Annotated in this window: 20 protein-coding genes; 11 read left to right on the top strand and 9 right to left on the bottom strand. The window is 63.2% G+C overall.

Going from position 1 to position 20,751, the window contains the following annotated elements:
* Window positions 1–61: 61 nt before the first annotated feature.
* On the top strand, window positions 62–814 hold the full coding sequence (locus tag B5V03_RS20160; protein ID WP_129272151.1) for a GntR family transcriptional regulator: 753 nt from the start codon (window positions 62–64) through the stop codon (window positions 812–814).
* Between the two features lie 363 nt (window positions 815–1,177).
* A complete protein-coding gene (locus tag B5V03_RS20155; RefSeq protein ID WP_129272150.1) occupies window positions 1,178–1,969 on the top strand; it encodes a hypothetical protein in 792 nt (263 codons plus the stop codon).
* Between the two features lie 93 nt (window positions 1,970–2,062).
* On the opposite strand, the gene B5V03_RS20150 is transcribed toward B5V03_RS20155, so the two are convergent.
* Entirely contained in the window at window positions 2,063–2,683 is a 621-nt protein-coding gene (locus B5V03_RS20150) for a TetR/AcrR family transcriptional regulator (RefSeq protein WP_164988151.1), read from the bottom strand.
* 117 nt (window positions 2,684–2,800) lie between these two features.
* Between B5V03_RS20150 and B5V03_RS20145 the strand changes: the two genes are divergently transcribed.
* Window positions 2,801–3,775 (top strand): alpha/beta hydrolase fold domain-containing protein, encoded by a 975-nt coding sequence (locus B5V03_RS20145; RefSeq protein ID WP_129272148.1) that lies wholly within the window; start codon window positions 2,801–2,803, stop codon window positions 3,773–3,775.
* Between the two features lie 121 nt (window positions 3,776–3,896).
* Here the strand turns inward: B5V03_RS20145 and B5V03_RS20140 are convergent, their stop codons facing one another.
* The gene (locus B5V03_RS20140) at window positions 3,897–4,064 is read right to left on the bottom strand and encodes a hypothetical protein (RefSeq protein WP_245502277.1); all 168 of its coding nucleotides are present in this window, start codon (window positions 4,062–4,064) and stop codon (window positions 3,897–3,899) included.
* A gap of 508 nt (window positions 4,065–4,572) precedes the next feature.
* Between B5V03_RS20140 and B5V03_RS20135 the strand changes: the two genes are divergently transcribed.
* Both B5V03_RS20135 and B5V03_RS20130 read left to right on the top strand, forming a co-directional pair.
* The gene (locus B5V03_RS20135; protein ID WP_129272146.1) at window positions 4,573–5,544 is read left to right on the top strand and encodes an SDR family NAD(P)-dependent oxidoreductase; all 972 of its coding nucleotides are present in this window, start codon (window positions 4,573–4,575) and stop codon (window positions 5,542–5,544) included.
* A 288-nt stretch (window positions 5,545–5,832) separates the two neighbouring features.
* The gene (locus tag B5V03_RS20130) at window positions 5,833–6,948 is read left to right on the top strand and encodes an alpha/beta hydrolase family protein (RefSeq protein WP_129272145.1); all 1,116 of its coding nucleotides are present in this window, start codon (window positions 5,833–5,835) and stop codon (window positions 6,946–6,948) included.
* A 15-nt stretch (window positions 6,949–6,963) separates the two neighbouring features.
* Here B5V03_RS20130 and B5V03_RS20125 read toward each other — a convergent pair whose 3' ends face one another.
* On the bottom strand, window positions 6,964–7,470 hold the full coding sequence (locus B5V03_RS20125) for a MarR family winged helix-turn-helix transcriptional regulator (RefSeq protein ID WP_164988149.1): 507 nt from the start codon (window positions 7,468–7,470) through the stop codon (window positions 6,964–6,966).
* Between the two features lie 410 nt (window positions 7,471–7,880).
* On the opposite strand from B5V03_RS20125, the gene B5V03_RS20120 reads away from it, so the two are divergent.
* Window positions 7,881–9,437 (top strand): porin, encoded by a 1,557-nt coding sequence (locus tag B5V03_RS20120; protein WP_129272143.1) that lies wholly within the window; start codon window positions 7,881–7,883, stop codon window positions 9,435–9,437.
* 276 nt (window positions 9,438–9,713) lie between these two features.
* Here B5V03_RS20120 and B5V03_RS20115 read toward each other — a convergent pair whose 3' ends face one another.
* The 3 genes from B5V03_RS20115 to B5V03_RS20105 all read right to left on the bottom strand — a co-directional run bounded on the left by B5V03_RS20115 (window position 9,714) and on the right by B5V03_RS20105 (window position 11,602).
* Window positions 9,714–10,190, bottom strand: coding sequence for a GcrA family cell cycle regulator (locus B5V03_RS20115; protein WP_129272142.1), 477 nt, complete (start codon window positions 10,188–10,190; stop codon window positions 9,714–9,716).
* 72 nt (window positions 10,191–10,262) lie between these two features.
* On the bottom strand, window positions 10,263–10,460 hold the full coding sequence (locus B5V03_RS20110) for a hypothetical protein (RefSeq protein ID WP_007603456.1): 198 nt from the start codon (window positions 10,458–10,460) through the stop codon (window positions 10,263–10,265).
* Between the two features lie 200 nt (window positions 10,461–10,660).
* Window positions 10,661–11,602, bottom strand: a complete 942-nt coding sequence (locus B5V03_RS20105; protein ID WP_129272141.1) for an acetamidase/formamidase family protein — start codon at window positions 11,600–11,602, stop codon at window positions 10,661–10,663.
* A 235-nt stretch (window positions 11,603–11,837) separates the two neighbouring features.
* Here B5V03_RS20105 and B5V03_RS20100 point away from each other — a divergent pair, with 235 nt between their 5' ends.
* The 4 genes from B5V03_RS20100 to B5V03_RS20085 are packed head-to-tail and all read left to right on the top strand — an operon-like array spanning window position 11,838 to window position 15,773.
* On the top strand, window positions 11,838–12,554 hold the full coding sequence (locus B5V03_RS20100; protein ID WP_245502276.1) for a YdcF family protein: 717 nt from the start codon (window positions 11,838–11,840) through the stop codon (window positions 12,552–12,554).
* A gap of 59 nt (window positions 12,555–12,613) precedes the next feature.
* A complete protein-coding gene (locus B5V03_RS20095; RefSeq protein WP_129272139.1) occupies window positions 12,614–13,396 on the top strand; it encodes a DUF169 domain-containing protein in 783 nt (260 codons plus the stop codon).
* Between the two features lie 9 nt (window positions 13,397–13,405).
* The gene (locus tag B5V03_RS20090; RefSeq protein WP_129272138.1) at window positions 13,406–14,584 is read left to right on the top strand and encodes a saccharopine dehydrogenase family protein; all 1,179 of its coding nucleotides are present in this window, start codon (window positions 13,406–13,408) and stop codon (window positions 14,582–14,584) included.
* Between the two features lie 13 nt (window positions 14,585–14,597).
* Window positions 14,598–15,773 (top strand): saccharopine dehydrogenase family protein, encoded by a 1,176-nt coding sequence (locus B5V03_RS20085; protein ID WP_129272137.1) that lies wholly within the window; start codon window positions 14,598–14,600, stop codon window positions 15,771–15,773.
* Window positions 15,774–15,912: 139 nt separating this feature from the next.
* Here the strand turns inward: B5V03_RS20085 and B5V03_RS20080 are convergent, their stop codons facing one another.
* The gene (locus B5V03_RS20080) at window positions 15,913–17,109 is read right to left on the bottom strand and encodes an FAD-dependent monooxygenase (protein ID WP_129272136.1); all 1,197 of its coding nucleotides are present in this window, start codon (window positions 17,107–17,109) and stop codon (window positions 15,913–15,915) included.
* A gap of 147 nt (window positions 17,110–17,256) precedes the next feature.
* Here B5V03_RS20080 and B5V03_RS20075 point away from each other — a divergent pair, with 147 nt between their 5' ends.
* Complete coding sequence (locus tag B5V03_RS20075) at window positions 17,257–17,733, top strand: MarR family transcriptional regulator (protein WP_129272392.1); 477 nt, start codon at window positions 17,257–17,259, stop codon at window positions 17,731–17,733.
* Here B5V03_RS20075 and B5V03_RS20070 read toward each other — a convergent pair.
* Both B5V03_RS20070 and B5V03_RS20065 read right to left on the bottom strand, forming a co-directional pair.
* Complete coding sequence (locus B5V03_RS20070) at window positions 17,702–18,958, bottom strand: O-antigen ligase family protein (RefSeq protein WP_164988148.1); 1,257 nt, start codon at window positions 18,956–18,958, stop codon at window positions 17,702–17,704. The two genes, B5V03_RS20075 and B5V03_RS20070, sit on opposite strands and share 32 nt — an antisense overlap.
* A gap of 160 nt (window positions 18,959–19,118) precedes the next feature.
* Window positions 19,119–20,666 carry an undecaprenyl-phosphate glucose phosphotransferase gene (locus B5V03_RS20065; RefSeq protein ID WP_129272134.1) on the bottom strand — a complete coding sequence of 516 codons (1,548 nt, stop codon included), beginning with the start codon at window positions 20,664–20,666 and terminating at the stop codon, window positions 19,119–19,121.
* Between the last annotated feature and the right edge of the window lie 85 nt (window positions 20,667–20,751).

Genomic DNA, 20,751 nt, shown 5'->3' with positions numbered 1-20,751 from the left:
TGATAGAATGTCCGTGCATGCACAGTGTATGCACGGTGAATAAAGCAAGGCAAGATATTTCATGATGGCCAAGAGACCACCGCCGCCGCCGGGCAAAGGGCAGGGCGTCGAGTTCGCCTACACGGCGCTTCGGCGCGAGATCGTTTCGCTCACCCTGCGACCGGGGACGCCGCTGGACGAGGCTGCTCTCGCCGCAAGGCTGGGGCTGTCGCGAACACCCGTGCACGAAGCGCTCGTCAGGCTCGCCTCGGAATCCCTGGTGGTGCTGCTGCCGAACCGCGGCGCCAGCGTCGCAAGTCTCAATTGGGATGACCTACGTGAGATGTTCGAGGCGCTCGATATCAACCAGCGGCTCGTCACCAGGTGGGCGGCGCTACGCCGAACCGATGCCCAGCTTGCCGAGATCGATGCGGAGCGGATTGCATTCGAACAGCATGAGGCGGCGGGCCGCGTGGAGGAGATGAACGAGAGCAATTGGCGGTTTCATGCGCTGATCGCCACCGCGTGCGGCAACAAGCTGATCGAGCGCAACTACCTCCACCTGCTCACGCTCGCGCTGCGGATTGCGTATCTGGCCTACAACGTCGAGCACTTCGCGTCGAAGGCCGCGTATCAGAAGCACATGAATACGATCCTGACCGAGCACATCGCCATGGTCGCGGCGATCAGGGACAGGGATGCGGACAAGGCGGATGCCCTGGGGCGCTCGCATGCCGATCTCGGTAGGCAGCGGATACAGGATGTGATGACGAGAGGGGTGAGCAGCGAGCTTGATATCGCGCTGGATCATCCGGTTGCGGTGTTGAAGGAATGAGGGTGTGGCGAGGGGCGCCTTCCACATCAACCTCGCGTGGAGTTCGTCCCGATTCAATTTAGAGCGCTGTCCCCGAACTAGGTCGTCTGGCTCTCCTGACAAAGTTTCGGGGGTACGCGACGGGACTTGTCAAAATCGCAGGGAGTGTCAGGGGTGGATCCGGTGAGGTTGTGGGCCGCCTATCATAATTGCACCAAGCGATTCCAATAGGTTAAGTGAGGCTCAAATCCACTCGCTCCGACCATTTTTCTCAATAATATCATCGCCTCTTAAGGCGGTCGGCTTGCGTGGGGCTGCCCTTTTCAGATGGTATGTAATATTCGTTCCGCGACCATTATTAGGGTGCGCATGAAATAACAGGCAATGTCCGAAAACACGCCTGCAGAAACTTTCACAGATGCCTTCGATGCCACGCTGGCTAACTTGCCGTGGATACTGTTGCTCGTCTCTGTCGAACGAGGATTTGATGGTCACTATCTCCAAGCGGCCGGTGCTCTAGGTGGGTGCGTTTTGGCTTTTGTGCTCGCAATCCATCGACGCGTATTTGATCGGTGGACAGACCCAATGAGGAGAAAGTGGTTGGCTCTAGCTCTGATAGTGATCGGCGCGTCGATCGTCGCCATGGGCGTTTATCTTCTCTGGAATCAGCAAGCCCCCGCAGCTATGGGAACTGGAGCCCCGGCTGCGGACGAGTTGGCGCGACGACTTGATGAGGAGCGGGCCGCAAGGTCGTCGATCGAAGCGCAGCTCACAGCGGCAAAGCGCGATCTGGATGAGCTGTCTCAGCGAGCTCGATCGGCCGCTCCAACTCCGCCGATTGCACCGCCGAAGGACAGACGTTTCACAGACAAGACGATTCGGCAGCTCCGGGCGATCTACGAAGGTCGAACGGGCCTTCAGGCCGAAGCGTTTATCTCTGATGAGTATGGCAAGTCTATCGAAGTCGACGGTAAAGTCGTTTCTGTTTTTAGTGGCATGGCAATGCTCGCATCAAACGAGAACAATAGCGATATGGTCGAGTGTCGCTTCTCGCCGCCTTGGAATCCCAAGCTCAGTACTTATCGGATCGGCGACATGATGAAGGTGCTTGGCGTAATTGCACCGACGCAAAACGGTGCGCAGATTTACTTAAACGACTGCGAAATCCGAAACTAACCTACAGCTACAATTGCACTGATTCACGCAGTAATCCTGGTGTGGCGCGAGCTATGCTAGTTCGTCGGGTCGGCCCCAGCTGCCGTGCCTCTTCTACCTCAAATACCCCACCACCATCCGCGTCGTCTCCTCCACCAACACCTTCACCATCTTCTCCGTCAGCATCTCCGTCTGGTTCAGCACCGTGTTGTGCGCCACCGACTCGATCGTGCTGACGCAGATGAAGGTTGCGACATCGAGGTCGACCTTGCGCATCTCCTTGCGGCGGCTTTCGAGATAGCCGCGCACGAGGGTGTGGACCTCGCGGTTGAAGGCTTCGACGTCTTTCAGATGTTTGCGCGGGATCTGCTCGGCGAGGACGCGGTGCAGTTTCGGGTTGATGCGGTGGGCCTCGATCGCGACCGTGACGAGTTGTCGCACGGCTTTATCGAGTGGCGTGTCGGCGATCTTCTTGAGCGCGGTGCGGACGATCGCCATGATCTCCTCGTTGTGGCGCTCGATCACGGCGGCGACGAGGGCCTCCTTGCTCGGAAAATACTGGTAGAGTGAGCCGACACTGACGCCGGCGATCTCGGCGATGCGGTTGGTGCTGGCCTGTTCAAAACCTTCCTTGACCAGAATGCGAGCAGTTGCCTCGACCAGCGCATCGACGGTGGCGCGGGATCGCTCCTGCGAGGCATTTTTCCGAGGGCTTGTGGGCGGTTTGCGGGCCACGGGTTTGTGATCTGAATGCGAGTAGGAAAAGCGAGCGAATGCTCGCATTATATGTGCCGGGGGGCGACGGGTCGGCAAGTTTTTTGCCGCCTTTCCAAAAGAAGCGGGGATGGTATCATGAGCGTTGCCAGACTTGTGTCGGCCTTCCAGTTCTGCCCGGGGGCTTGCGTGTTCGGTGCGCGGGCGCCGCGCGATCCCTCTCCGAGTTTGCAAAGCCGCGTCTTCAACCTGCTGCTCAGGCTGCTGCCCTACAAGCAGCAGCTCGCATCGGCCGAGGCCGTGCAGGCACATGTTCAGAAGCTCGCGCTGGAGCCGGCTTCATTCGAGCCGACGGGGCTTGGCCGCGGCGTCGAGGCGATCCTGACCAAGATGGGGGGATGGCCGGTCTATTACACCGCACCGTCGTCGGGCCACGAGGGCTGCAACCACGTGATGTTCCTGCATGGCGGCGGCTACATCAACGAGATCGTGCCGGCGCATTGGCGTTTTGTCGGGCAGATGACGCGCAAGGCGGGCGTCGTCTGCGTCGTGCCGATCTATCCGCTGGCGCCGCGCGCTACTGCGGAGGAGGTCGTGCCGACGACGGGCGAGCTGTTGCGGATGCTGCTCGAAGATGCCGGGTCTGCGAAGGTCACGGTGGTTGGCAATTCCGCCGGTGCCGGCCTCGCGCTCGCCGCATGCCAATGGCTGCGCGATCACGGGCATCGGCAGCCGAACCGATTGATATTGATCTCGCCTGCGGCCGATGCGTCGGTCAGCCGTCCGGAGCAAATGGAGATCGCTGGCCGCGATCCGATCCAGGACATTCCGGGGATACTTGAGGCGGGGCGGATGTATGCCGGCGAGCTCGATGTCGGCCATCCCCTCGTCAGCCCGCTCAACGGTGGCTTCCGTGCGCTCGCGCCGATGACGATTTTCTCGGGCACGCGCGATCTGCTCTATCCCGACAGCGTCGATCTTGCGGAGCGGGCGCGGGCCGTGGGCGTGCCGGTCGAGCTGCATCTGTTGCGAGACCAGCCGCACAATTATGCGCTGATGCCGACGCCGGAGGGGCGGCGGGCGCGTGCGCTGATCATGCGTGCAATAGCTTAAGGAGGGGAAGGTGTGACTGACGTCACAGGGCGCGCAGCCTCGGTGGGTCTGGCGCTGGCGGTGTTCGCGCGGGGAAGGCTGCCCCGGGCGTTTCCTCAAATCACGTAATTTTGCGGGGCCTTCAGGCGTGGCCCTTGATCTCGTAGTGGCCCGGCACGCATTTGTAGCGGTCGAGGCGCCAGTTGGTGTGATAGATCGGATGCTCGCCCATCCATTTCGCCAAGGGCGCCTGTGCGCCGATCGCACACTGCATCATCGACATTTCAGGCGTCATGTTGCTGTCGGTCACGATTTCCTCGACGCAACTGCCTGAGCTAGCTGCGCTAAGCCGGCAGAGCACGGCTACGACGGTCACGAACATTCCAGTCACCTCATCGGTCGTTTCAGACCACGAAGAGGATGCAAGCGGAGTGCCAGAGCCTGTGACACAAACAACACGCTGGCCTGGCCGACTCAACCCAGCGTCCACCTCCATTTGGTGATTCGGATTGTAAAAAAATTGCCCTTAAACCGAAGCCGGGCAAATACGGGGACCCCGATGTGCCGGTCGCCTGTGGCGGCAGCGCCACGGTGGCGGGGCCGTATCAGGGCGTGGTGACGGGCGTGATTCGGCGCCGGCGGCACCCGCAGGTCGTGCGCAACCCTTTCCAATAATCCGCGCGTCGAAATAATCGATGTCGAACAGCCGCGCCGATCCGCTTTTACCTGCGGATGCAGCGCTGCTACATTTCGCGCGCGCCCCCGATGAACGGGCAGCGATGAAGAAACAAACCGATAAGGGAGGGGCCGAAAGTCCCATGAAGGATTTTGCAGGAAAGATCGCCGTGATCACCGGCGGCGGCACGGGAATGGGACGCGAGCTCGCACGGCAGCTCGTTGCCGAGGGTTGCAATGTCGCGATGTGCGACGTCTCGGAAGCCGCGATGGCCGAGACCAAACGGCTCTGCGAGGTGGAGAAGCTGCCGCAGGGGCTACGCGTCACGACGCACGTCGCCGACGTCTCGATCGAGGATCACCTCAAGCGTTTTCGTGGCGAGCTCGCCGAGCAGCAGAAGACCGACAAGATCCATCTGCTGTTCAACAATGCAGGCATCGGCGGCGGCGGCAGCCTGTTCACCAACACCCGCGAGCAATGGGAGCGCACCTTCAACATCTGCTGGGGCGGGGTCTATCTCGGCGTGCGCACCTTCCTGCCGATGCTGGTGGCAGCGGATGAAGCCCACATCGTCAACACCGCGAGCGTCAACGGCTTCTGGGCCTCGATCGGCATGAACCAGGCGCACACCGCCTACAGCTCGGCCAAGTTCGCGGTGAAGGGATTTACTGAAGCGCTGATCAACGACCTCCGCCTGCACGCGCCGCACGTCAAATGCTCGGTGGTGATGCCCGGCCATATCGGCACCTCGATCGTCTCCAACTCGCGCAAGGTGCAGAGCGCCGATGGCTCGGAGCGACTCAACGCCGACGAGGTGGTGCTGACCCGCAAGCGCATGGTCGCAGCCGGCGTGCCGGATGCCGACAAGATGTCGGACGACGACATCCAGGCGGTGTTCGCCGAGCGCGCCCGCAGCTTTTTGGAGGACGCACCGACGACTGCCGCGCAGGCCGCGAAGATCATCCTCGACGGCGTCAGGGCGGAGCGGTGGCGCATTCTTGTGGGCGAGGATGCAAAGCGTCTTGACGAACGCGTTCGTGCCACGCCGGAGCAGGCCTATGACCGTTCCTTCTACGAAAGTTTTACGCAGGAGGTCGGTTGGAAGCTCGGCTGAATGTGTTTGGCTGAGACTGTCAACGAACGTGCGCGCCTAGGTATGATGATCATCATTGCAAGAGGTGCGCAGGTCCATTTTACGTGCCATCTCTTGCCAGTTTTTCTTGCCAGTTTTCGGCGCGCTATGACGAAACGGAATGTTACGCATGCAACATATTCCCGCGTTCAAGCGATGTTCAAGCGATGGTGATGTCAAACGGCTCTCATTCGGCGCACGGCGGCTTGGTTAGGGAACCGAAATAGTTTAGTGAATCGGGGGTAACGCGATGATAGAGCGTAGCTCCCGATGATACCCGCATGCCTCTCCGACGACTGGATCCTTTGCCCGGAGCGAGAGGACATCTCCGCTGAATTCACGCGGCTCCTCACCGCGGCGCAGGAGGGTGGCGCCACCATCGCTGAATGCCTGATGATCGCGCGGCAGCTCAAGCAGGGCGGCGAGCAATCATGGCACCGAGAGTGGAAGAAGCTTGCACGCGCCAACCGTCACCGTGCCGAGGCGGCGTTCGCGGAGGGCCACATGGCGACCGCGCAGCGCAATTGGCTGCGGGCCCTGAACTATTACGGTGCGGCGGCGATGCCGCTCGACCAGGCCGACGAACGCCGCTGGGTCGCGGTGCTGGCGATGCAGGAATGCGCCCGCCGCTACCTTACGGCGCGCGCGCCGGCCGGCGAAGTCGTGACCATACCCTGGGTCGAAGACCATTCGTTGCAAGGCTACTTCCTGCCCGCGTCGTCAGCGGGTGCACGGGCTCCGGCCGTGATCTGCATCGGCGAGCCCGGCCACCGCAAGGAAGAATTCCTGTTCAAGCTCGCGCCGCACGCGCGCGAGCGCGGATTGTCGATGCTGGCGCTGGACCTGCTCGGCGACCAGCGCGACGATTACACCGATACGCTTCTCCAGCGCCGCGATCTCGAGAGCTCGATTGCCAGCGCCATGGACTATCTGGAAACGCGCGGCGACGTCGATTTCGATCGTGTCGCGATCGTTGCGGACGGGTGGGGCTCGTCCTTTGTCGCACGCGCGGTGTTGCTGGAGCCGAGGCTGGCCGCGGCCGTCTGCGACGGCGGGCTGTGGGATCTGCACGAGCGGTCCTTCTTCGCCAGCCGTTTTGCGATGAGCGACCTCAGCATCGTGCCGGTGCCGTCTGCGCCGCTGATGGCCTCCAGCGCCGACTGTCCGGTGCTGATCACGCTTGGCGAGGACGGCTGGCTCAAGGCCGACCATGCGCGGAAAATCGTGCAGAAGTCGCGGCTCGGCAGTTCGGATATCGTGCTGAAGGTGTTCACCGCGGCGGAGACCGGCGCGGCGCAGGCTCACGCGGACAATCCGAGCCTTGCCAACGAATACATCTTCGACTGGCTGGAATCGCAGCTCGGCGCGGTCGGCCGGCGGATCTGAACGGCGTCTGCCGTCCTAGTAATCGAGAGAGATTCTGACGCAGGCCTTTTCGAGCCGGGTCTTCAGCGTCGCGAGCTTGGCGGTGAATTCGGTGAGCTCGTTCTCGTCGAACTCCTGGAAGACGAATTCACGGATCGTCTTGTACTGATCGTTGAGGCTCGCGATGTGCTTCTGCGTCTTGTCGACCAGCGAAAGCCGCACCACGCGGGCATCGGTCGGCGAGGGCCGCCGGCGCAGCAGGCCTTTCTTCTCCAGCAGCTTGGACTGGGTGGTGACGAAGGACGGGTCGACGTGAAGCAGCTTGGAGACCACGTTGACCGGCACACCGTCGTCCTTGTCGAGGTCGGAGATCGCCATCAGGATCAACCATTGCGGGCCGCTGATGCCGAGCGTCCTCGCCCAGAACTGACGCAGCTCCTCCAGGTGCATGTTGATCGACGATATCTCCCAGGTGAAACGCCTGATGATATCCAGATTGCCGATCGGGCGGAGGCGCGCTCCTTCTTTCCTCGTCGCGGACACAGCATGACTCCCGTGAACTGATTCTTCAGGCCGGTGTTCGTGGAAGGCCATAGTCCACGCAAGCCTGCTCTGACGCAAGTGCAGAGCAGGGTAATTTTGTCACTAAAATTACAAACATGAGCAGATCAGTATTTTTTGCCCGGCCGCAGTGTTGCCCGGGGAGCACAGCCTTAGTGAAACCAGAAAGCTTACCAAATAAACTATTTTGATTAGCGGAACGGCGCAGGCATATTGGCTGGTGACGGTGGGGGGTACTCGATCGTCCCGTTGCAGGTGGTTCGCTCACGTCCCTCGCGTCGAATGCGGGTACGTCCGAAAGCGCGAAGCGGCCGAGCGGATTTGAAGAGACGGGGATCTGGGGGGCCGTGACGGTCCGGTCTCCGAAAAATGAGCAACTTGGAGGTTTTATAATGAAAGTGGTGAAGAGCCTTTTGCTCGGCACTGCGGCGGGTCTGATCGCCGTGGGTGGTGCCCAGGCGGCCGATCTTCCGGTCAAGGCCAAGGCCGTCGAGTACGTGAAGATCTGCACGCTCTATGGTGCGGGTTTCTACTACATCCCGGGCAGCGACACCTGCATCAAGCTGGGTGGCTACCTGCGTGCTGAAGTCGCGCTCAATTCTGGCGGCAACTACAGCGCGTCCTACAACAACGTCTTTGCGGCGAACAACCGCCTGACGAACTACTACTCGATGCGCGCCCGTGAAGATCTCAACATCGACACCCGCACCTCGACCGAGTACGGCGTGGTCCGCACCTATTTCGACGCGGTCTTCACCTGGACGACCGGCAACTATGTCGGCACCGGCTCGGGCACGGGCGCAACCCAGTACAGCGGCACCCTTGGCCTCAACGCGGCCGGCACCGGCCTCGTCGGTTCGGGCAGCGGCAACGTCAACGGCACCGACGGCAACCTCTCGGGCGGTGCGCTCGGCGTCTATTACGCCTTCATCCAGTTCGCCGGCTTCACGATGGGTAAGGCCGTGTCGCAGTTCGACGCGCCCTGGATCAACTATCCCGGCAACAACTTCGACCAGCTCGTCGGCGGCAGCGGCACCACCAACGGTGTTACCCAGTTCACCTACACGGCCGATTTTGGCCAAGGCGTGACGGCCGCGTTCTCGGCGCAGGATCAGACGCAGGTGTTCCAGACCGCGATCTGGAACACCGCGGGCATGTCGACCACGGGCGTGCTCGGTGGCGCTTACGGTTCGAACGACCTCGGCGGCAGCCGCTCGCCCGACCTGGTCGCCATGGTCCGCGTCGACCAGGCCTGGGGCCTTTTCCAGGCGTCGGTTGCCGCGCACGACAACCATGTCGGCTACTACGGCGCGAGCGAGACCACCGGTCACCCCGAAGACAAGTGGGGCTGGGCCGTTCAGCTCGCCTTGCAGATCAAGAACATCCCGACCGGTGCGGGCGACCTGATCAACATCTCGGGCGTCTACACCGACGGTGCGAGCCGCTACAACTTCCAGGAGCTGGCTGCGACCAGCTACTCGATGTTCGGCGGTTCGGGCGGCGCGTATCAGAGCATCGGCTTTGCCGGCGTGTCTGACGCGGTGTTCGCTCCCGGCGGCGGCCTCGAGCTGACCAAGACCTACGGCTTCCGTGGTGCCTACACCCACAACTGGAGCCCGTACTGGAACACGGCGCTCTACGGCGCGTGGGCTGCGGTCAACTACAGCGGCACGGCCAAGAGCCTGATCTGCGGCAGCGCCTCGTTCGCCACCCTGACCGGCACCTGCAACCCGGACTTCAACATCGGCCAGGTCGGTGTCATCACCCGCTGGACCCCGGTCAAGAACCTGACCTTCTCGGCTGACTTCACCTACAGCCATCTCGACCAGAAGTACTCGGGCGTGATCACGACCCCGGCGCTGACGTCGGTTGCCAAGCCGGCAGCCACGTACGAGCTGAAGGACCAGGACACCTACAGCATGCTGATCCGCGCCCAGCGCAATTGGTAAGCTTGAGCGGTCTTCGCAGTTGATGAAGCCCCGGCGGGAAACCGCCGGGGCTTTTTCATGGATGCGGATTTCTGAAAATCAGATGGGCCGTGCAGGGCACGAAGACGAGCTATGCGGCGCGATCGGGCCCCAAACTTATTTACTTACCTGAGTTGATCAGCTATATAGCTTTCAGCCGATTACGAAAGTCACGGCTCTTAGCTTCACGCTAAGCCTCCAGAAACCTCCGGTGATGCCCCGCCGGAGGTTTTTCGTTTTGGGGATATCCTCTTCTCTTCAGCCGCGCATCACGCGGGTGCGCGAGTTCGGCCGGTAGGCGAGGCGGTTGTGGCCGGCGCAATAGGACTGGCCGTCGGCCGCACTATTGCCGCAGAAGCAGAAATCCTCCGCGCCAGGCGTCGAGATCGGCCAACGGCAGCGGTTCTCGGCAAGCTCCAGCAGTGTACAGCGATTGGCATCGTCGATCGGACCTGCGACCGCCGGCGTGTCGGTCTCGGCGTAGATCGTGGCGAGCATCTCATATTGCAGCCGCGGCACGGCTCGCTGCGCGCGCGCCGGCGCGAGGCTGCGCTCGAGCCTGCGGTCTTCGACCGCGCGGCTGCGCGTCAGATTGAGCCGGGACAATTTGCCGATCACCGCGTTGCGGCTGACGCCGATGTCGGCGGCGATCTCCCGGCAGGAGAGGCCGGCCTCGAAATGCTGCTTCAGAAGTTCAATGCGTTCGTTGGTCCAGGTTGGTGAGAGAACAGGCATTTTAACGATCCCAGGTTGCAGATGTCGGCCATCCGCATCGCGAGATCCGTCCGCTTCACGCACCGAGCGTGCTCACGTCCTGCCATTGTCGCGAATCGACAAAAGTCCGTCCTTGATGGCGAGACGGATGCCTTCCTCGATCAGTGTTCGTGCGACGCCGGGAACGCTGGTGCCGTGGGTGCCCTGTCTCACCAACTTCTCCAGGTAGGTGATGGTCGAGAGCGCCAAGGTTACGGGAATGCGGTCAGTCTCGGCTTTTTCGGTGGCCATGCCTAAACGCTAGCCTCTTACGCAGGTACATAAAAGTAACGATTAAGACTCTATTTAGGTTCGGGGGTGGAAGTCAAATCCGGACTGATACGGTGGTTCAGCATATTGGAATCGCTGTGGAAATCGGACACGACGCGGCGCGCCGCGCGGAATCCCCGGGCGGCGGCCTGGCGTCAAGGGCTGGGGAAATGCCGGCCGGCTCAGCCGTGCACGATGGCCTTTTCGATCATGCAATGGATGCCCTTGGAGCCGTTGACGGTCTGGGTCACCCTGAGATCGGCGGCGAGGCTGCACAGTGTGTAGGCGTCCTCGCGCGACAGGTTTCGCGTCTCGCCGAGCAGCACGATCATGTCGCGGAGCGCACGCACCACGCATTGGTCGAGGTCGGGGTCCATTGCCATGGTCATGTAATGCGTCGCCGTCTCGGCGCGGGGATAGTCGAACCGGAGGTCCTTGCGCAGCGTCAGGCGGAAGCGGCCCTGCAGCGCGGTCTCGATCGCGGTGACGCAGACCTCGCCGTCGCCCTGCACGCCATGGCCGTCGCCGCAGGAGAACATCGCGCCCGGCACGAACACCGGCAGATACAAGGTCGCGCCAGTGCCGAGCTCCTTGTTGTCGAGATTGCCGCCCATGGCGCGCGGGACCAGCGAGGAGATGCGGCCCCAGGCCGGCGGCGGCGAAACGCCCATCACGCCGAAGAACGGCTTGAGCGGCAGGTCGAGACCCCAGGGCATGCGGCCGACCATCCGCTCCCGGTCCAGCGGAATGTTGAGGAGACGCGTCTCGTGGAAATCGTCGGGCAGGGTGCCGGACAGCGGCTTGATCATGTTCCAGCCCCAATCCTGCCGGAGCTGGACGTCGAGGATCTCAACCGCGAGCACGTCGCCGGGCTCGGCGCCCTCGACCGCGATCGGGCCGGTGAGGATGTGACCGGGCAGCATGCGCTCGCTTTTGGCGTGAACCTCGTACAGCTCCGGCGGAATGTGGAATTTGTCGCGATCGGGCAGCATGTCGGGGCCGCCGCTGATGGTGTCGACCGTCACCTCGTCGCCGCTTTTGATGGTGAGGACGGGCTTGAGCGCGGCTTCGAAGAAGCCCCAATGGCAGGTCTCGGGGCTGGAATGCAGGTGGTGATGGGTCATGTGCGGCCGTCCAATCGCTTTTGCGTGTCATACCCGGGCTTGACCGGGCGATCGATCCTCTTTCAAGAAGATTTCTGAAGATGGACGGGCTGGTCGAGCCCGCGCAAGACACGATTATTCAAGACACGATCATTCCAGCGAGGCTCCCCTGTATTTCGTCCTGTCCAAGACCCTCGGCGCCGCGCTGCTGCCGATCAATCTCCTGGTCGAGCTCGGCATCCTGTCGCTCGTGCTGATGGTGACGCGTTTTGCCGCGCTCGGCCGCAAGCTGGCCGTGACCACGCTGGTCCTGCTCGTGCTCGCCGCGTTCTCGCCGCTCGGCAATCTGCTGCTCTATCCGCTGGAGTCGCGCTTCCCGAAGTGGGACCCGTCGCGGGGCGCCCCCGACGGCATCATCGTGCTCGGCGGCTCCGTCGATACCGATCTGTCGGCGGCGCATCGCATGCCGGTGGTCTCGCACGCCGCCGATCGCATGCTGGCACCGGCCGAGCTCGCGCGCCGCTATCCGAATGCACGCATCGTCTTCACCGGAGGCACGGCGAATCTGGTCTCGACCGAGGCGAGGGAAGCCGACTACTCCGCGCCGATCCTGGAGAGCCTGGGGATCGCGAAGGAGCGCCTGATCCTCGAGCGCGAGTCCCGCAACACCTGGGAGAATGCGATCTTCACGAAACAGCTGGTGGCGCCGAAGCCGGGCGAGCGGTGGCTGCTGGTCACGTCGGCCTTCCACATGCCGCGCTCGATGGGAATCTTTCGCAAGGCCGGGTTTGACGTCGAGGCTTATCCCGTCGACTGGCGGATGGGCGGGCGCGACGAGCTGTTCGCCTTCACCCGCAATGGCGCCGACGGGCTCGGAAGGACCGACGTCGCGATGCGCGAATGGATCGGCCTCCTGACGTACCGCGTCATGGGCCGAACCGGCGAGTTGCTTCCGGGACCGGGCAAGGACTAGAACGAGGGCTGCAAAACAACAACACAGACCGGCGCGTGACCGCCGGCCGGGAGGACGCCGTGCAGCAGCAGAGTGCAGACAGGATCGATCTTGCCGGCCTCGTCGCCGATCTCAACAGCCTGTTGCGGCTGAAGACAAATGTGATCGGCATGAAGCTGTTCGCGCATGCTGCGGACATGGAGGCGATCCCGAAAATCCGCCGGCCGAATGCGATCCACACCACCGACCAGATCGTCAGCATGGCCTCGCGGCTCGGCTGGACCGTCGGCATCACCGGCGACGATCTCGTAGGCAACCAGTGCCGCGCGGTGATCGGCCTTAGCCCCCAGGACGAAAAATGGCTCGCCGGCGATAACTATGTCGGGGTCTGGCACGGCACCGCGGAAGACGCGCGCAAGCGCCAGGAGGCGCTCGACGTGGTTCCGTTCGGGCAGTATCAGGCGCTCGCGGTCAGTCCGCTCGCCAGCGGAAGGCTCGATCCGCCCGACATCTGCCTCGTCTATGCCACGCCCGGGCAGATGATCATCCTGATCAACGGCCTGCAATATACCGGCTACAGGAAGTTCGAATGGGGCGTGGTCGGCGAGACCGCGTGCGCGGATTCCTGGGGACGGGCGCTCAAGACCGGCGAGCCCAGCCTGTCCTTGCCATGCTATGCCGAACGGCGCTATGGCGGCGTGCCGGACGAGGAGATGCTGATGGCCTTGAAGCCTGCGCATCTCGCCAAGGCGATCGAGGGCATGAAGGCACTGGCCAAAAACGGCCTGCGCTATCCGATCCCGCCCTATGGTATTCAAAGCGACGTCCGTGCCGGCATGGGCGTGAGTTACGCAAAGAAATAAAGGCCGACCATGAGCTCTGCGAAATTCGACATCGTCGTCTATGGCGCGACCGGCTTCACCGGCCAGCTCGTCGCCGAATATCTGACACGGCAGTATAAGGGCGACAATCAGCTCAAATGGGCGATGGCAGGCCGTAGCCTCGGCAAGCTGAAATCGGTGCGCGATGCGATCGGCGCGCCCGGGAATACGCCGCTGATCGTCGCGGATGCGTCCGACGCCGCCTCGCTGAAGGCGATGGCGGAGCAGACGATGTCTGTCATCACCACCGTCGGACCGTATCAGCTCTATGGCGAGGAGCTGTTAGCTGCCTGCGTTGCCACAGGCACCGATTATTTCGATCTCTGCGGCGAGCCGATCTGGATGCGGCAGATGATCGACAAGTACGAGGCGGCCGCCAAGGAGAGCGGCGCGCGCATCGTGTTCTCATGCGGCTTCGATTCCGTGCCGTTCGAGCTCGGTGCCTTCGTCGTGCAGGAAGAGGCCAAGCGCGTTTTCGGCGCACCGGCATCGCGCGTGAAGGGCCGCGTGCGCGACATGCGCGGCACGCTGTCGGGCGGCACCGCCGCGAGCGCGAAGGCGACCTTCGATGCGGTCGCCAAGGACATCAGCCTGATCGCGATCCTGAACGATCCGTTCGCGCTGACGCCTGGATTCACCGGCCCGAAGCAGCCGAAGGGCAACAGGTCGCTGCTCGAGGAGGATCTGCAATCCTGGGCCGCGCCGTTCATGATGGCGCTGATCAACACGCGCAACGTTCATCGCTCCAACATGCTGATGGGCTTTCCCTACGGCCAGGATTTTGTTTACGACGAGATGGTCTTGACCGGTCCCGGCGAGAAGGGCGAGGCCAACGCCAAGCGCGTGATGGCGGCCAATGCCGAGAAGACCGGCCCGAGCGCGCCGAAGCCGGGCGAGGGCCCTTCAAAGGAAGAGCGCGAGAACGGCCGCTTCGACCTGCTCTATGTCGCGATCGCGCCCGACGGCCGCATGGTCCGCGCCGGCGTCACCGGCGACCGCGATCCCGGCTACGGTTCGACCTCGAAGATGATCTCGGAATGCGCGATGTGCATGCTGCGTGATGTGACGGATGTCCCGGCTGGCTTCTGGACGCCGGGCGCAGCGATGCAGCACAAGCTGATCAAGCGGCTACGGGACAATGCGGGGCTGACTTTCGCAGTGGAAGCATAAGGCCCACTGATCCGTGTCCGCGAAGTTCGACATCGTCGTCTACGGCGCAACGGGTTACACCGGCCAGCTCGTTGCCGAGTACCTCGCCGCGCATTATATCGGTGACGGCGCCCCGACATGGGCCGTGGCGGGGCGCAGCCAGGATAAGCTCGCCTCCGTTCGCGATGCGATCGGCGCGCCCGCGGACACGGCGCTCATCGTCGCGGACGCAGCCGATCCAGCGTCGCTGCGCGCGATGGTCGATCAGGCAAGGCTGGTCGTTACCACCGTCGGCCCGTACCAGCTCTATGGCTCCGATCTGCTTGCCGCCTGCGTTGCCTCGGGCACCGACTATATGGATCTCTGTGGCGAGCCGATCTGGCTGAAGCAGATGATCGACAGCCACGAGGCGGCCGCCAAGGCGAGCGGCGCACGCATCATGTTCTCCTGCGGCTTCGATTCCATCCCGTTCGAGCTCGGTGCGTTCTTCGTGCAGGAGGAAGCCCGCCGCGTGTTCGGAGCGCCGGCGCCGCGTGTCAAAGGACGCGTCCGCGACTTGAGCTGGAGGTTCTCCGGCGGCACCTCGGCGAGCGCACGGGTCACCTTCGAAGCGGTTGCGCAGGACCTCAGCCTGGTGTCGATCCTCAAAGACCCCTTTGCCTTCACGCCCGGCTTCGAAGGGCCGAAACAGCCGCGCGGCAACAGGCCTGTTTTCGAGGAGGATTTGCAATCCTGGTCCGCCCCGTTCGCGATGGCGATCCTCAACACGCGCAATGTCCATCGCTCCAACATGCTGATGGGATTCCCGTATGGCAGGGACTTCGTCTACGACGAGATGGTGCTGACCGGCGCAGGCGATGAAGGGCAGGCTAACGCGAAGCTCGTCATGGCGGCCAACAGCGAAAAGACCGGCCCTGAAGCGCTCAAGCCCGGCGAAGGACCGTCGAAGGAAGAGCGCGACAACGGTCACTACGACCTGCTCTATGTCGCGATCGCGCCCGATGGTCGTCAGGTTCGCGCGGCGGTAAAGGGCGATCTCGATCCCGGCTATGCCTCAACGGCGAAGATGATTTCCGAATGCGCGATCTGCCTGTTACGCGACACGCCTGATGTCCCGGCCGGTCTCTGGACGCCGGGCGCGGCGATGCAGCACAAGTTGATCAGGCGGCTGCAGGAGAATGCAGGGCTGAGGTTTGAGGTCGAGGGGTAAGCGCGATTGCGCGCCACAATCACGGTGTCATCGTCCGGCTTGACCGGACGATCCAGTATTCCAGAGACAGCAGTGATCGAGCCGAGAAGCCGCGGCCTACTGGATGCCCCGCCTTCGCGGGGCATGACAGCGTCAATCGCTACCCCGCCCGCGCATCATACGCGTACATGAACTCCATACCCTTCGAGCCCAGCGGCAGCAGCCATTTCATCATCTGATTGCGCATCCACGCGCCGGTGGCGCTGAACTCGCGCTTGCTGTTGCCGTTGCGGCGCGCCATCGCGACGATCTTCTCGGTGCGCGGGCGGCGCTCGGCCTCAAAAGCCTGGAAGGTGGCGCTGAGCTCCTGGCCCTCCTGCATCAGGCGAGCGAGCCGCATCGCATCCTCGAGCGCCAGCGAGGCGCCCTGGCCGGCGTGAGGGCTGGTTGCGTGCGCGGCATCGCCGATCAGCAGCGAGCGCTTGCGCGACCAGGTCGGCAGGGTCGCAACATCGAGCGTGTCGGTGACAACGATATTCTCGGCGGCGTCGATGATGGCAGGGATCGGATCGTGCCAGCCGTGATGGAAGCCGCGCAAATGCTGCTTCAACGTCGCCGGGTCGAGCGCGCGGAACATCGCGGCATCCATGCCGTGTGCAGGCTGGGTGCTCCACCACATCACACCGTCGTTCGGATCCGGGCTGCAATAGCCATAGCCGAAGAAGCCTCTCTGGCCGAACGTGGTCTCGACGTGCCGGCCGATTGATCGACCGTCGAGCACGGCGTGGGGCACGAAGCCGCCGAAGCCGATCAGTCCGGTGTCGAACGGTTGCGGGCCGTCTGGCACCACTTGGCGGCGCACGATCGAGTGCACGCCGTCGGCGCCGATCAGGAAATCGCCCTCGGCGGTGGTGCCGTCGGAGAAGTAGGCGATAATCGGCTGGTCGCCGCGGTCTTCGATCTTGATCAGGCGCTTGTCGAAATAGAGCGAGACGCAGGCACACCAGGCCTTGTCGATCAGGATTTCGTTCAACGTGGCGCGGCAGACGTTGACGGCGGGCTGGCCGAAGCGCCGCTCCATGTCGCGGTTGATCGAGCCGAGCCGCTCGCCGCCCTGCGAATAGAAGTCGAAGGACTCCGCGACCGAGCCGCGGCTGATCAGCTCGCCCGCAAGCCCGATCTCGTCCAGCACGTGCATGCCGTTCGGCGCGATCTGAAGGCCGCCGCCGATGCCCTTCGAGTAGGGCCAGGCCTCGTAGATCGCGGATTCGATGCCGGCGCGGCGCAGCAGGATCGCGGCGACGGGCCCGGCGATGCCGGCGCCGATGATCAGGGCTTTGCGAGGACGGTTGGACATGGCTTGCTCCCGACGTTTCCGTGGTGCTAGGAGAAATTACGGTCGCTAAATCTCTTAGTGACTAAGATATATATCGACTAAGATATGAGGTGAGCCTTGTCAAGGACGAAGGCGCGCACGGCGTTGTTAGAAGAGCTCGAGGAGGCGATGCGCAGGTCCTCCGCGCAGGGCGTGCTCTATGGCCAGACCGTTGCGAATGTTGCCGGAATTGCCAATTCCGACCTCGAATGCATGGACATCCTCTATCTCGAGGGACGCGTCACCGCAGGCCGGCTCGCCGAGGTCACCGGGCTGACCACCGGCGCCATCACCGGCGTGGTCGACCGGCTCGAGAAGGCTGGCCTGGTGCGCCGCGAGCGGGACGAGAAAGACCGCCGCAAGGTCTTTATTTCCGTCGTGCCGGAGCAGGCCATGAAGATCGGCCAGCTCTACGTTCCGATGCAGCAGGCGATGGAGAAGGTGTTTGGCACCTATTCCGACCAGGAACTGCGTCTGCTGCTGCGATTCGCGACCGAGGGCTACAAGGGTGTGCTCGCGGCAACCGAAGCGCTGAAGAGCCTGCTCGACACGCCGCCGGAGAAGCGGCCCGATCTCAAATTGAAGAAGCTTCGTCGCCAGCCCTAGTTTTGTAGATCTGCGCAGCCGCGATCATGCCCCACATTGCGCCCAGCATCATCCAGAAGTGCCGCCAATGGTCGGTGTCGATCACAAAACTCTCGCCGACGGTGCCGACGAAGGCGGAGAAGACGGCGAGATAGGCACGCTGCCAGGGCACGCGGACGAAGATGTGCCTGATACCCATGATGACAGTGGTGAAGACCAGCGCGGGATAGCACATGCCGGAGAGCCAGCCGCCGGACATGAAGGCGTTCAGATAGGAGTTGTGGGTGTCTTCGGGGAAGAAGCGGTGGAATTGCAGGGGGCCGATGCCGAATGGCAGGTCGAGCGCCATCTCTGCACCCAGGATATGCCGGCCGAACCGGCCGAAGCGGCCTTCGTCATAGCTCTGGTCGAAGCTCGCGCGCTGCTTGAACATCTCGGCGGTGGAGTCGAACGACAGCAGCACGGCGATCAGCGCGATTCCCAGCACTGCGGCGACGATCGCCATGACGACGATGCGCGAGCGCTGCGCGTTGGTGCGGCTGGTCAGCACCATCAGCGCCAGCATGAAGGCTGCGGTCAGCACGAGGCCGCCCCAGGCGGCGCGGGAGAAGGCGAGCAGGATCGCCAGCGACATGATGCCGAAGGCGAAGACGTTGCGGAAGGCCTTGGCCAGCTTGTCCGAGACCACGCTCTGCAGCGCGAACAGCGCCGGCAGGATCAGGAACGCGCCGAGCACATTCGGGTCCTTGAACGTGCCGCGCGCGCGTCCGTAGAGGGTGAGCAGATCGTCTGCGCCGGGAACCAGGTGGAAATAGCCCGCGACCGCCGACAGCGAGGCAATCATTGCGCCGACCACGAGGCCGCGGCGGAGCATGTCGAGTCGGGCCGCCGTGTCCTCGGATGTGACCATCGCGAAGAAGACGACTGTTACCGCCATGTACCAGGACGTCGCGATCCAGCTCACCACCTCGGGCTGCTCGAATAGCGGGATCGTGCTGATCGTGTAGCCGACATTGAGCAGGACCAGCATCAGGATCAGCGGCATCAGCGCGAGCCGCAGGCGGAGCCCGGTGGCGAAGAAGGTGACGGTGGCGAGCAGCGTCACGATCTCGTAGGGGCTGGGCTCGATGAAGACGATCGCACCGGAGGCGCCGACCAGCCACACCATCGCGCGCTGGAGCGCCAGCACGCCGGGCGCAGCCGGTGCGGCAATGTTCACTCCACCGGCTGTCGCCGCATACGCCATGATACGCCCACGCTACTCGTCCAAACAACTTCCGCCGTCATGCCCCGGCTTGACCGGGGCATCCAGTACTCCGAGTCGTTCGTGGCAGTTCCCGCTGCCGGCGATTACTGGATCGCCCGGTCAAGCCGGGCGATGACAGTCTGGCTCGAGGCCAGCAAACTCAATACGCGTTCTCGTTCTTGGTCAGCAGCGAGACCGGCGTCTTCAGGAGTATGACGAGGTCGAACAGCACCGACCAGTTCTCGATATAATAGAGGTCGAACTCGACGCGCTTCTGGATCTTCTCTTCGTTGTCGATCTCGCCGCGCCAGCCATTGATCTGGGCCCAGCCGGTGATGCCGGGCTTGACGCGGTGGCGGGCGAAATAGCCGTCGACGGCTTCGTCGAACAGGCGACTCTGGAGCTTGCCCTGCACCGCATGCGGACGCGGGCCGACCAGCGAGAGATTGCCGGAGAACACCACGTTGAACAGCTGCGGCAGCTCGTCGAGGCTGGTCTTGCGGATGAAGCGGCCGACGCGGGTGACGCGCGGATCGTTCTTGGTCACGACCTTCGATGCCGTCGGGTCGGCCTGGTGGTGATGCATCGAGCGGAATTTGTAGACGTCGATGCGCTCGTTGTTGAAGCCGAAGCGCTTCTGGCGGAACAGCACGGGGCCGGGGCTGTCGAGTTTCACCGCCAGCGCCACCAGTCCCATCACCGGCAGGGCTGCAAGCAGCGCGAGGCTGCCGACGACGCGGTCGAACAGCCATTTCATCACCAGATCCCAGTCGGTGATCGGCGCCTCGAACACGTCGAGCGTCGGCACCTCGCCGAGATAGGAATAGGAGCGGGGACGGAAGCGCAGCTTGTTGGTGTGGGCGGAGAGGCGGATGTCGACCGGCAGCACCCAGAGCTTCTTCAGCATTTCCAGGATGCGCGTTTCCGCCGAGATCGGCAGCGCGAACAGCACGAGATCGACGCGGGTGCGGCGGGCGAACTCGACGATGTCGTCGACCTTGCCGAGCTTGCGCGCGCCGGCGCAGGTGTCGAGCGCGCGGCTGTCGTTGCGGTCGTCGAACACGCCGAGCACGTGGATGTCGGAATCCTCCTGCGCCTTCAGCGCCTCGACCAGCTGCTCGCCGTTGCTGTCGGAGCCGACGATGATGGTGCGGCGGTCGAGCCGGCCCTCGCGTGCCCAGGCACGCACCAGCGAGCGCAGCATCAGACGTTCGGCGATCAGCGCGGCGAGCCCGAGGAAATAGAAGGCGGCAAGCCACAGCCGTGACATTTCGCTGCCGAACTTGGCAAAGAAGGAGATGCCGATGAACAGCAGGAAGACGAACGACCAGGACGAGATCATCCGCGTCATCTGCCGCAACTGACCGCGGAACAGTTGCACCTGATAGATGTCGGCGGCCTGGAAGCAGACCACGGCGGCGACCGCGACGGCGACGATCTCGGCCGGATAGACCCAGCTGAAGCCGACAAGCGGCATGACATAGCCGAGATAAACTCCAATGCCGACAAGGCTCAGCAGCGTGAAATCGGCCACGCGCACGAAGCCGGTGATCACGATCGGCGAATAAGCGCGGGCGACCTTCTGGTTGACGACTTCGAGCGCGGCCGGCGTCAGGCGGCGGCGGCGCTCGACGAAGGGCTGGTCAGCGGGCCTCGCCGCGGCGGTCGTCGCGGCATCGAGCATCGAGCGTGCGTTGAGCGGTTCCACGGGCGTCCACGTCCATTCCAAAAACCCGCGGGCCGCGACTTTGCGCCCCGGGCGAGCATCCCCTGGCATCTGGATTATCGGACAA

This window comes from Bradyrhizobium betae, from assembly GCF_004123905.1.
In the GTDB taxonomy this organism is placed as follows: Bacteria; Pseudomonadota; Alphaproteobacteria; order Rhizobiales; family Xanthobacteraceae; genus Bradyrhizobium; species Bradyrhizobium betae_A.
This window is presented reverse-complemented; position numbering and strand designations above follow the sequence as displayed.

Bases quoted from the DNA above. Each gene is read 5' to 3' on its own strand.
- B5V03_RS20160 (WP_129272151.1), top strand. From the start codon at position 62: ATGATGGCCAAGAGACCACCGCCGCCGCCGGGCAAAGGGCAGGGCGTC.
- B5V03_RS20155 (WP_129272150.1), top strand. From the start codon at position 1,178: ATGTCCGAAAACACGCCTGCAGAAACTTTCACAGATGCCTTCGATGCC.
- B5V03_RS20145 (WP_129272148.1), top strand. From the start codon at position 2,801: ATGAGCGTTGCCAGACTTGTGTCGGCCTTCCAGTTCTGCCCGGGGGCT.
- B5V03_RS20135 (WP_129272146.1), top strand. From the start codon at position 4,573: ATGAAGGATTTTGCAGGAAAGATCGCCGTGATCACCGGCGGCGGCACG.
- B5V03_RS20130 (WP_129272145.1), top strand. From the start codon at position 5,833: ATGATACCCGCATGCCTCTCCGACGACTGGATCCTTTGCCCGGAGCGA.
- B5V03_RS20120 (WP_129272143.1), top strand. From the start codon at position 7,881: ATGAAAGTGGTGAAGAGCCTTTTGCTCGGCACTGCGGCGGGTCTGATC.
- B5V03_RS20115 (WP_129272142.1), bottom strand. From the start codon at position 10,190: ATGCCTGTTCTCTCACCAACCTGGACCAACGAACGCATTGAACTTCTG.
- B5V03_RS20110 (WP_007603456.1), bottom strand. From the start codon at position 10,460: ATGGCCACCGAAAAAGCCGAGACTGACCGCATTCCCGTAACCTTGGCG.
- B5V03_RS20105 (WP_129272141.1), bottom strand. From the start codon at position 11,602: ATGACCCATCACCACCTGCATTCCAGCCCCGAGACCTGCCATTGGGGC.
- B5V03_RS20100 (WP_245502276.1), top strand. From the start codon at position 11,838: ATGGTGACGCGTTTTGCCGCGCTCGGCCGCAAGCTGGCCGTGACCACG.
- B5V03_RS20090 (WP_129272138.1), top strand. From the start codon at position 13,406: ATGAGCTCTGCGAAATTCGACATCGTCGTCTATGGCGCGACCGGCTTC.
- B5V03_RS20080 (WP_129272136.1), bottom strand. From the start codon at position 17,109: ATGTCCAACCGTCCTCGCAAAGCCCTGATCATCGGCGCCGGCATCGCC.
- B5V03_RS20075 (WP_129272392.1), top strand. From the start codon at position 17,257: ATGCGCAGGTCCTCCGCGCAGGGCGTGCTCTATGGCCAGACCGTTGCG.
- B5V03_RS20070 (WP_164988148.1), bottom strand. From the start codon at position 18,958: ATGGCGTATGCGGCGACAGCCGGTGGAGTGAACATTGCCGCACCGGCT.